Genomic DNA, 9530 nt, shown 5'->3' with positions numbered 1-9530 from the left:
ACGGGGGCGGTGGGGTCGGTCCGGTGGGTGGTGCACGTTGGGAAGTTGCGCCCTCGACCGCGCCCAGCTCCCCGGCAAGCGGCCGGGTAGTTGACCGAGTGCGGGCCGGGGACGCCCAGGGGAATCGGGCCGGTTCGGCCGCTGACGGCCTGCGGCCGATTCCCCTGGGAGCGAGCTATGGCCCAACGCTTCGCTTATGGGCCGCTCGCCCCGCACTCCCTTCGGTCGCAGCGGGGGAGGGACCGGGCCCTGAACGGGCCGGTCCGCCGGGCGCGAGCGCCCGTCCGGCCGAGGGCCGGACGGGGCGTCGCACCCGGCATGCTGGTGATCGAGGATCACCAGCACGGGGAGGCACGGGGGATGGTCAGGGGAGAGCCGGGGCGCCGGCGGACGCACTGCGTCTCGGTCCGGGTGACGCCGGACGAGCTGGAGGCGTGGCACGCCGCACGCGAGCAGACCGGCCGCAAGGAGTTGGGCGCGTGGGTGCGGGCCGTCGTGACCGAGGCGATGACCGGCCGGACCGGGGTGCCGGGGGACGTGCCGGTCGTGCCGCTGGTGAATGCTGCCGCGTATGGCCAGCTCGTCCAGGCGGCGAACAACCTGAACCAGCTCACGCGGTACGCGCACAAGCAGCGGGAACTCCCGGCGGCGATCGCTGCCGCCGTCGAGGAGATCGGGCGGGCCGCCCTGGCCGTGCGCGGACTCGGCCCGGACCGCGTCACCGTCGAGGACCAGGCCGACGAGGACAAGCACCAGGCGCACGAGGCCGACACGTGATTGCCAAGGTCACGAAGGGGAAGCGCGCGGGTGGAGCGCTCCGGTACGACTTCGGACCGGGGCACCGCGAGGAGCACAAGGAGCCGCGGATTGTGGGCGGATCGGTTCCCGGGACCCCGCAGCAGGTCGCCCGGATCATCGATCGGCACAACCGCCGGCGGGCCGACGTCGAGCGCCCGATCTGGCGCTGCAGCCTGTCGCTCCCCGACGAGGACGGGGTCCTGCCGGATGAGCAGTGGGGGCAGATCGCGGAGCAGTACGTCGGCCGGATGTGGGGGCCGGACGTCCCGTGGGTCGCGGTCCGCCACGGTGACGACCACATCCACCTGACCGTGTCGCGCGTCCGCTGGTCCGGCGAACTCGCCTCCGACTCGCACGACTACGCGAGGTCCCGGCCGATCGTCCGCGCGCTGGAGCGCGAGCACGGCCTGGTGAACGCCGAGGAGCGGTCGAACCGGGTCGCGCCGCAGGTCTCGGGTCCGGAACGGGCCGCCGCCCAGCGGCGGGGGGGCGGAGCGGCCCGAGCGCGAGCAGCTGCGCGAGCTCGTCCGCGCCGCCCGCGACGCATCCGCCGGCGACGGACGCCTCGCGTTCGAGGCCGCGCTCACGGAGGCCGGGGTCGACTACCGCGCGAACACCGCGCGCAACGGCCGGATGAGCGGCTACTCGTTCAGCCTGCCCGGCTGGACGGACGGCGAGGGCGCCCAGGTGTGGTCGGCCGCGTCACGGGTCTCGCGGGATCTGCGCTGGGCGGAGTTGGGCGAGACGCTCGGGAGCCCGGACCCGCGTACGGCGTGGGCGACACCGGCCCCGGCCACCGAGGTCGCCCAGGAGCCCAAGCCCGCTCAGGTGCCGCACCAGCCGAGCCACCCGCCCCTGACCCCGGGTCAGGCAGCCGCCGCCGAACGGCTCACGGGGGTGAGCCGGGCCCGAGCCGCTCGCGCCCGCAGTACGACGACGAGCACCAGGCGCACGGGTACGACCCGAGCCACGGGCCCGAACAGTCAGCCGCCCCGGCCGCCCGAGCCACCCCAGCCCCGACGCGGCCGGGGGCTGTGACCAGGTGGAGACTGCCGCCATGAGCACCATGCGCCGCCCACTCGGCACCGGCCCCGCCATCGAGATCCCCGTACGAGACGCCCGCGCTCGATCCGCGATCGAGCGCGCCATCGAGGGCGAGTGGGTCGAGGTCCCGGAGACGACGGAGAGGCCGACGCCCGGTGGGCGGCGGCCTCTCGGTCCTCGCGGCGACGATTGCCGCTGACGACAACTCGGAGTTCTCGTCAGCGGGTCGGGACCCGGCGGCGGGTCCGGTGGATGTGCTCCACGAAGGTCCGCGCGGCCGGGAGCAGAAGCGCCGGCGGAATCGCAGTCTCGTCTTCGTCCTCGGTTGCGGCGAGGACCTGGCCGTCGCTTTCGGTCTGCGGGTCGAAGACGTCGACGCCCCACCGCAGGCCCCACGACTCGATCAGGAGCCGGACACCAGAGATGCCGTGCGCTTCCGCGACCTTGACCAGGTCGAGACGGCGGCCGGGGACGCGGGCAATGTGCCGGTACCAGGTGCCGGACGGGATGACCATGATCGGCTGGAGACCGCCGGACTCGTCCGTGATCTCTTCCTCGGTCCGGGTGTCCTGCGGGATCTCCAGAGCCTTCACCAGAGCATTGAGGCCCTGCGTGCGGTACTGCTTCCGCACGCCGTAGATCCCTCGCTCACGCTCGCGGTACGCGGTGGTGTAAATCCCGGGGACGCCGCCGCTCTCGGCCATTTCCTCGGCCGCCGCGTCACCGAGCTGCCACGGCCCAAGGCGGCCGACCCGACGGCCGTCCTTGAGGTCCTGCCGGGACAGCTCAAGCCCGATCTTGGCCGTGCCCTTGTCACCGTCCTTGTACAGGTAGCGGGCGGTCTCGCCCTCTTCGCCGCTGTTCAGCGAGCGCAGGTCGGTGCCGTGCCCCTCGCCGCCGCACGAGCAGTCGGGCCGGTCGCAGGTCTGGCTCACCTCGTAGCCGCCCGCGTTGCGCACGCCGTCCGCCCACGCCGTGGCGATGGCCCGGCGGAACGCGAGCTGGCCGTCCGCGTCGAGCGGCGCGGCCGTGACCCACAGCGTGTGCCAGTGCAGGTGGAAGCCCGTGTTCGGGCCCCACGTGTCCTCGTAGGCGCGTTCGTAGCCGATCACGCCGAACTCGGCCTTGAGCCGCCGCCACGGCCGCCCGGCGGACCCGTACGCCCCGCGCCAGCCGTCGTGTAGGACGCTGATCAGGCCGAACCGCTCGCCCTTGCGGTTCGAGCCGAACGCCATCCGCTCGAAGTGCCGCAGCGTGTTGGTGCCGAGGTGGAGCCCGTACCCGGCCGCCGCCAGGCCGTCCGCCATGAGCTGGGCGTTCGAGGCCCGCACCGCGAGGATGCGCGTCCCGCACCAGGCGCACAGGTGGACGTTGTTGCAGCGGCAGACGCCGGTGATCGCCGCCTCACCGGTCGCCGCCATCAGCGTGGCCGCCTTGCCAGTGAGCCGGTTGCCGCACGCGCGGAAGGCTTCCCCGAGCGCCACGGCCTGGTGCCGGTCGCGCCGCGCGTACCGCTCGTCTCGCGAGTCCGGCTTGCCCGTTCGCGCCGCCGTCTCCTGAGAGGGCCGCGCCCTCTCAGACTCTCCCGCCTCTGACGGCCCGTCCGGGGTTGCCGTCACGGCGCGGTCCGTGGGGGTTGCGCACCCCCTCTGACCTGCGGTGGACGGAGATTTTCCCTTACTACTAAAGCCCGCGTCCCTTTTTGGCTCGGGCCGGGACTGCCCCGCACCGTTTGTGGTGGTTTCAGCGTTTCGGGCAATTGCCCGCTTTGCCCGCTTCTTGCAGGCCTCCGAGCAGTACACCTTGGGTCGCTTGCCGGGGATGTGCACGAGCGGCTTGCCGCAGCCGGGGCCGTTGCAGCTCGGTCCGGCGGGGCGGGATGGCGCGGTCGCGCTGGTCTCTCGTACGCTCGTCACGAGCAACGTTCTCCGTCTCGGTTGAGTCGAGGTGGTGAGCGGCAGGCCCCGGACTCCACTCCGGGGCTTGTGCCGTTTCTGGGGACGATCCTTGCACCTGATGGGTCGTTTGATGCCCCGGCTCACCACGGGGCCCCTGTGACTTGACGGACCGAAAGAAGCCCGCCGACCGAAAGGCCGGCGGGCTTCGTCGTGTCAGCGGTTCTTGTGGCGGCTCGCGTCGAGGCAACCGCCCGGCAGGTCGACCACCCAGTCGAAGTCATCCAGGGTGACGCCGTGTTCTGCGGCTGCATCGAGCATCGCGTCCAGGAGCCTCGTCGCGGCGGCCCTCTCGGCGTCCGTAACGGGCGTGCCGTGTCGCTGTACGGCGGCGACGCGCTCACCGGTCGAGCGGCCCTTGCTGTCAGTGTGGCGTCCGATGATCACGGGTTCCTCCAAGACCCGGGGCCGCGCGGGCGGCCCCGGAGAGTAGTCGGTCAGGTCAGGCGGCGGTGGCAAGTCGGGCGGCGAGCTGGGCAGCGGCGGTCAGGATCACACGGACCTCTGCCATGTCGGCCGGGTGCAGCGCGGGCGGGGCGGGCGCCGGGGGTAGCGGGGTGGCCGGGGACCGGCGGGGGCGCAGGGCCACCACCAGGACGACGAGCGCGGTCACGACCGAGAGCAGGTAGACGAGCCCGATCACGCGGCCACCTCGATCACGGTCTGTCCCTCGATGGGGCGCACGGCGTCGAGTTGGGCGTACACCCGCTGCACCTGTGAGGGGGCGCGGGTGGACACCTTGGCTGCCTCACGGATGCTCAGGCCGTCCCGCCACGCCTGCTCGATCGCAGCGCGTGCCTGCTCGGTGTCGAGCCGGGGACGCGGGGGGACAGCCGGGATTTCGAGGTGTCCCCCACAGATGACCAGCGGAGATGCAGGCGCCGGCGCGAGTTCCGGCCGGGGGGTGGGGGACACCTGCGCGACCACCGGGGCCGGGTCGGTGTCCCGCTCGATCTCCGCCGGGGCAGTGGTGACCGGCTCGACGTCGGCCACCAGGCCGTGGACCTGCCGCATGAGGACACCGAACGCGAGGAGCGCGGCGGTCGGGGGGACAGCGGCAACGACGTAGTCGAGCAGGGGGACAGACGCCGCGTCCCTCTCCCCGGTCACCCCGGCCACGTTCAGGACGATCGAGCCGACCGACCCGGCCGCAGTGATGCCGATGGCCCACCAGTCGGTGCGACCGCGGATTCCAGCGCGGAGCATCAGCAGCTCGCCGCCGACGATGAACGCGTCCAGCGTCGCGGGCCAGGCCCACATGCGCTCGGTCGCATGACCGAGCCCATGGGCGCGGGCCACCTCGGCGAGGTGGGCGTAGGAGAGCCAGAACGCGAGTGCGGTCAGGGCGACGATGACGACGCCCGCGCCGATGAGCGCTGCACGCTCGATCTGCTGCTTGGTCATGGTCACTTCCCCTTCCGGCGGGCAAGCGGGATGGACACGGTGGCGCCAATCCCGGCGGCGGCGATGGCGCCAGCGGTCGCGGCAGCGAGCTGGAGCAGGACCAGGAGCAGGGCGACGAGGGAGATCACGCCGACCGCTCCGCAGAAGACGACCAGGCCGGTCACGAGGGCGGTTTCGAGGGACTGCGCCATCACGCCGACACCTCCCCGAGCACCAGGCCGTCATCGGTCCGGCGGACCGACCCTGCCTCCACGAGCGCCTTCAGCTCGCGGGAGACGGTGCCCTTGTTGAGTCCGGTCGCCTCGGCGACGTCCTTGGCCGTATGGGCACCGGCCGTCACGGCGGCGAAGACCCGGTCCCGGTTGGTGGCCGGGGCCGCCTCAGTCGGGCGCTGCGCCGGAACGGCGTTGGGGTCCGCTTGCTTGACGAGCAGGAGCGGGGGCCGCAGGGCATCGGTCGACTCGTCCCCGTCCCCGTCGTCGTCGGTCCACTGGAGGGCCCCGGCCGGGACGGACACGGGCGCTGGCGCCTGCGTCCGCGTAGACGGGCTGTGCCACGGGTCAGCCTTGGGCAGTGCGGCAACCATGCCGTCCGTGACGTGCCACAGCCGCAGCGGGTCCGGCTTGCGCGTCCGGTACTGGAGCATCGCCCGGCCCGGTACACCGTCGAGGCGCGAGGGGAGCCATCCCTCCTGCTGAGCGGTCTCGCCAAAGATCGCGCGCTCCGCCTCACCCGGGTTGACCGTGAGGGACAGGAACGCCGACATGTTCTCCTTCACGGCCGCCGGGACGCCGACCGCCTTGGTGGGGAACTGGGTCGCCCAGACGAACTGGTAGCCGACCGACCGGGCCTCGGACCACAGCTCCTCGAACAAGTCGAGGACGTCGCCGTACCGCTTCTGCTTCGACATGCGCACGATGGCCGCGCCCTCGTCGATGACCACCAGGAGGTTGCGGTTCTCCGGCCGTCCGTCCGGCACCCAGGTGGCGCCGGTGGCCATGCCCTGGCGGCGGTGCATCTCGCGGGTCAGCTCCTTGGCCATCGCGTAGATGCGCGCCATGCGCTCCTCGCGGTCGGTCTCCTGGCCGACGCACCGCAGGCAGTGCTGCCAGCCGATCGCCTCCTGGCGTTTCGGGTCGATGACCACTGCCGTCCACGCGTCGTCCAGGACCGCCCGCATCACGAGCGGGCGCCAACTCACGGACTTGCCCATGCCTGTACGTCCGGCAAGGAGAACGTGGATCCCCGCCTTGAGCGGCAGGTCCACCAGCTCTCCGGTCACCTCGTCCATGCCGATACCGATGTGGTCGGGCGTCCAGATCATCGAGATCCCGTCCGACGCGGACCGGGTGCGGATCACGATCAGCGCGCGGTCACCGTGGCTGCCACGGCTGATCTGCATCCGCGTCTCGGTCTTCATTCCGAGCAGCGCGCGGACCGCGTCCGCCTCAGCTGCCAACTTCTTCGCCGACCAGCCCTTGCCGTCCAGCCGGACGCCGCAGACGATCCCGGCCGACGTGATCTCCGGTCGCTCGGTGAGCGTGCCGGACAGCCCGCGCTCGTCCGCGTGCTGGACCCACCACGACGGGTCGAGCCGCTCCATCAGGCGCCGCTCCTCGGCCGAGACACCGTCCTCGATGTGCGCCGACACCGTGCGGCGCCCGAGCCACAGACCGGCCGCATTGAGCGCCACGAGTCCGGCCGACACGGTTGCAGGCCAAACCGTCCAGTCGACCGGCGTCGACATGAGGTAGGTCGCGGCGGCGGCGGGCACTGCGTGCACCGCGTGCGCCTCGACCGCCCGGCGGGTCAGCGTCGCCGGGTAGTTCCGCCGCGCCGACTTGAGCGCCGTCCTTGCCTCAGCGCGGTGGTGACGCGCCGCCTTGTCCGCCGTACGAGCCGCCCGACGCCCGGCCGCCAACGGGTTCTTCGACGCCGCGCGGGCCGCCGTCCGCTGGCTCCGAGCCGTCGCGGCCGTCGCGCGCGCCGAGTTGTGGGCACGCTGGGCGTCCATGAGCGACTTCAGGTTCTCCGGCGTCCGAAGCTGGCGGCGCCGGTCGGCCTCCGCGTCCCAGCGCGCCGCGAACGGCGCGAGCGCCGGCGACAGGATGTCGGCCACGTTCACGGCCTCAGCCGCCGTCGTACGCCACGTCGACTTGGTCTGTTCGGCGGTCTTCGACCATGCTTCCTTCACGTCCACGGTGACCCTTTCAAGATCGTGGATGAGGGCCGGATCGCCGCTGTAACGGCGCTCCGGCCCGCCCCATTTGGGGCGGTTGATCCCATCGGTTGCGTGCAGGTGGCCAGTTGCCCCCCGCAACCGCCTCTGACCTGGGGGTTTCCAGGTTGAGGACGTTTCCGGGGAGGGGGCCCTACGCGTACGCGCGCGAGGAGCCCTGGATTTTCCGGCCGCCCAACCGCCCCCGAAGGGACCGTCGTTCGAGAGCCATACTGTAGTAGCACAGTTGCTGTGTCAAGGCGTACACTGTGCTAGTCAGCTACACACCGCGCAGCACACTCGAAGGAGCCCGTCATGTCCCTGGAGCGCACGCCGCCGTACCTCCAAGTCGTCGCGACGCTGAAGGCGAAGATCGTCAGTGGGGAGCTGAAGCACGGGGACAAGCTCCCGTCCGTGCGCGACCTCGCCGCGGAGTACGGGATCTCGACCGCGACCGCGCAGAAGGTCCACCGGACGCTGAAGACGGAGGGGCTGGCCGAGGCCCGGCAGGGCGCGGCCACCACGGTCAGCACCCGGCGGACGCTGCACCGCACGGCGGCGGACCGGCTGGAGGCCGCCCTGTCGACCGGCCGGATCTACACCGATGGCGAGTACGCCGTCATCACGGCCGCCGACCTGTCGACCCCCCCGGAGTGGGTCGCCGACCTCCTGGAGGTCGAGGAGGGCGGCCAGGCCGTGCGCCGTCAGCGCGTCACGCACAACGCGGACGATCAGCCGGTGTCCGCGTCCACGAGCTGGTTCGCCGCCGAACTCGCCGAGACCGTGCCCGCCCTGCTCGTTCGAGAGCGCATCGTTGGCGGCACGCCGTCCGCGATCGAGGCCGCCACGGGCCGCCGGGCCGTCGCGTCCGAGGAAGCGACCACGGCCGCCGCCGCGACCGAGGAGCAGGCCCGTCTCCTGGGCGTCGCCCCGGGCGACCCGGTCTCGCTCTCCCGCAACGTGTACGTCGACATCGAGGGCACCCCTGTCGAGGTCGGGGAGTCGGTTGCTCCCGCTGGACGTTGGCGCGTCCACCGGAGCTGACCTCCCGCACGAAGAAGCCCCGCCGGTCCGAATCCGGCGGGGCTTCTTCGTGTCGAGACCCTAGGCGCCCGCCTGCGGCTCTGTCCGGGGTTCGGCGGGCCGAGAGGCGCGCGGCCCCCTGATCGGCCGTCAGCGGGCCGCACAGGGGCGCCTAGGGCCCGTAATCCTCCGTGGCCTGCCGCGCGCGCGGCTGCGGGTGCTTCGAGGTGGGAAAGACGGCTAGCGGCGGAAGGGGTGGGGTCGCGGCGGCTGAGCGGCCGTCTGGCGGCCCGGGAGTTGGGCTGGGCGCCGTTCCCCCGCCGTCGCGCCAGACGGGCGCGTGAGGCGACCGCACCGCCCGCCGTGGGCTGAGGGGGAGCAGCTGCTGCCCGCGCTGTGGTTGCTCGCCGCGTGACCGGCCGCTGGCCTTGATCTCCACCGTCGTGGCTACGCGTCCGACTGCGGCTGATCGGTCGGCTCGGGCCACAGCGGCACCACCTCAGCCCGACGAACACCAGGCGGCGGCGGAAGCAGGCGCCGGCGCTCCGGCCGAGGCGGAGTCGGAGGCATCCCACCGGACCCCGACCGCTGCCACTCCGACGCCGGTATCGGCCGGATCGGCGCAGGCCTGACCCGGGCCACGATCCTGGGCTTTTCCGAGGTCTGACCAGCAGCCCGAGTTTCGTCAACTGACGAAACTTGGAGGCCCGGGGTTTCGACAGTTGACGAAACGGAGCGCTCGTCGGCCCGGCCGCGCGAGTACGCGACGAGCCGCAGCTCCGCCTCGCGCCGGGCCCGATAGGCGTACTCGCGATGGGTGCGCGAGCAGTAGTCGCGGCTCCGCCCGGTCGGCGGCTGGGTGATCTCCCCGCCGCACCAGGCGCACACCTTGCGTCCCTCTGCGTCCCAGGGTGTCTCGCTCTTCATGCCGCCCGACCGTACGCGGCCCGTCGGCGCCTGCCGTCACGCCCCCGGGCGGGGTGTTCCCCGTGGGAACACCACCCCCCCAAGAGGGGGGGGTGGGTTCGGGGGGGGGGGCCAGCGGAGCGGAGGGGGGAGGGAGAGGGAGGCAAGCCCACAACAAACCA

General features: G+C 72.6%; 10 protein-coding genes and 1 pseudogene. 5 read left to right on the top strand and 6 right to left on the bottom strand.

Annotated features, from left to right (window positions below):
• The first annotated feature begins 318 nt into the window (after nucleotides 1-318).
• The 4 genes and pseudogenes from ACFUJR_RS37715 to ACFUJR_RS37700 all read left to right on the top strand — a co-directional run bounded on the left by ACFUJR_RS37715 (nucleotide 319) and on the right by ACFUJR_RS37700 (nucleotide 2041).
• The gene (locus ACFUJR_RS37715) at nucleotides 319-777 is read left to right on the top strand and encodes a plasmid mobilization protein (protein WP_383179528.1); all 459 of its coding nucleotides are present in this window, start codon (nucleotides 319-321) and stop codon (nucleotides 775-777) included.
• Nucleotides 774-1196 (top strand): annotated as a pseudogene (locus ACFUJR_RS37710) (relaxase/mobilization nuclease domain-containing protein); the annotation flags it as partial. The gene ACFUJR_RS37715 and the pseudogene ACFUJR_RS37710, both read left to right, overlap by 4 nt.
• A gap of 235 nt (nucleotides 1197-1431) precedes the next feature.
• Nucleotides 1432-1836 carry a hypothetical protein gene (locus tag ACFUJR_RS37705; protein WP_383451215.1) on the top strand — a complete coding sequence of 135 codons (405 nt, stop codon included), beginning with the start codon at nucleotides 1432-1434 and terminating at the stop codon, nucleotides 1834-1836.
• Nucleotides 1837-1855: 19 nt separating this feature from the next.
• Nucleotides 1856-2041, top strand: a complete 186-nt coding sequence (locus tag ACFUJR_RS37700; protein ID WP_383179522.1) for a hypothetical protein — start codon at nucleotides 1856-1858, stop codon at nucleotides 2039-2041.
• Nucleotides 2042-2060: 19 nt separating this feature from the next.
• Here the strand turns inward: ACFUJR_RS37700 and ACFUJR_RS37695 are convergent, their stop codons facing one another.
• The 6 genes from ACFUJR_RS37695 to ACFUJR_RS37670 form a co-directional block, all read right to left on the bottom strand.
• A complete protein-coding gene (locus tag ACFUJR_RS37695; protein ID WP_383179519.1) occupies nucleotides 2061-3461 on the bottom strand; it encodes a hypothetical protein in 1401 nt (466 codons plus the stop codon).
• A 492-nt stretch (nucleotides 3462-3953) separates the two neighbouring features.
• A complete protein-coding gene (locus ACFUJR_RS37690; RefSeq protein WP_383179517.1) occupies nucleotides 3954-4184 on the bottom strand; it encodes a hypothetical protein in 231 nt (76 codons plus the stop codon).
• 55 nt (nucleotides 4185-4239) lie between these two features.
• A complete protein-coding gene (locus tag ACFUJR_RS37685) occupies nucleotides 4240-4440 on the bottom strand; it encodes a hypothetical protein (protein ID WP_383179514.1) in 201 nt (66 codons plus the stop codon).
• Nucleotides 4437-5201, bottom strand: a complete 765-nt coding sequence (locus ACFUJR_RS37680; RefSeq protein ID WP_383179511.1) for a DUF2637 domain-containing protein — start codon at nucleotides 5199-5201, stop codon at nucleotides 4437-4439. The genes ACFUJR_RS37685 and ACFUJR_RS37680 overlap by 4 nt, the downstream gene beginning before the upstream one ends.
• Nucleotides 5202-5203: 2 nt before the next feature.
• On the bottom strand, nucleotides 5204-5392 hold the full coding sequence (locus ACFUJR_RS37675) for a hypothetical protein (protein ID WP_383179508.1): 189 nt from the start codon (nucleotides 5390-5392) through the stop codon (nucleotides 5204-5206).
• Nucleotides 5392-7401, bottom strand: a complete 2010-nt coding sequence (locus ACFUJR_RS37670; protein ID WP_383179505.1) for a MarR family transcriptional regulator — start codon at nucleotides 7399-7401, stop codon at nucleotides 5392-5394. The genes ACFUJR_RS37675 and ACFUJR_RS37670 overlap by 1 nt, the downstream gene beginning before the upstream one ends.
• A 333-nt stretch (nucleotides 7402-7734) precedes the next feature.
• Between ACFUJR_RS37670 and ACFUJR_RS37665 the strand changes: the two genes are divergently transcribed.
• Nucleotides 7735-8463: a GntR family transcriptional regulator gene (locus ACFUJR_RS37665; protein WP_383179502.1), complete on the top strand. Its 729-nt coding sequence runs from the start codon at nucleotides 7735-7737 to the stop codon at nucleotides 8461-8463.
• The last annotated feature ends 1067 nt before the right edge of the window (nucleotides 8464-9530 follow it).

It is taken from the genome of Streptomyces sp. NPDC057271, assembly GCF_042668715.1.
In the GTDB taxonomy this organism is placed as follows: Bacteria; Actinomycetota; Actinomycetes; order Streptomycetales; family Streptomycetaceae; genus Streptomyces.
The sequence above is the reverse complement of the archived record's forward strand: the minus strand, read 5'-3'. Positions and strand labels throughout refer to the sequence as shown.

Coding starts and splice junctions, on each gene's coding strand:
- ACFUJR_RS37715 (WP_383179528.1), top strand. CDS start 319: ATGCTGGTGATCGAGGATCACCAGCACGGGGAGGCACGGGGGATGGTC.
- ACFUJR_RS37705 (WP_383451215.1), top strand. CDS start 1,432: ATGAGCGGCTACTCGTTCAGCCTGCCCGGCTGGACGGACGGCGAGGGC.
- ACFUJR_RS37700 (WP_383179522.1), top strand. CDS start 1,856: ATGAGCACCATGCGCCGCCCACTCGGCACCGGCCCCGCCATCGAGATC.
- ACFUJR_RS37680 (WP_383179511.1), bottom strand. CDS start 5,201: ATGACCAAGCAGCAGATCGAGCGTGCAGCGCTCATCGGCGCGGGCGTC.
- ACFUJR_RS37675 (WP_383179508.1), bottom strand. CDS start 5,392: ATGGCGCAGTCCCTCGAAACCGCCCTCGTGACCGGCCTGGTCGTCTTC.
- ACFUJR_RS37665 (WP_383179502.1), top strand. CDS start 7,735: ATGTCCCTGGAGCGCACGCCGCCGTACCTCCAAGTCGTCGCGACGCTG.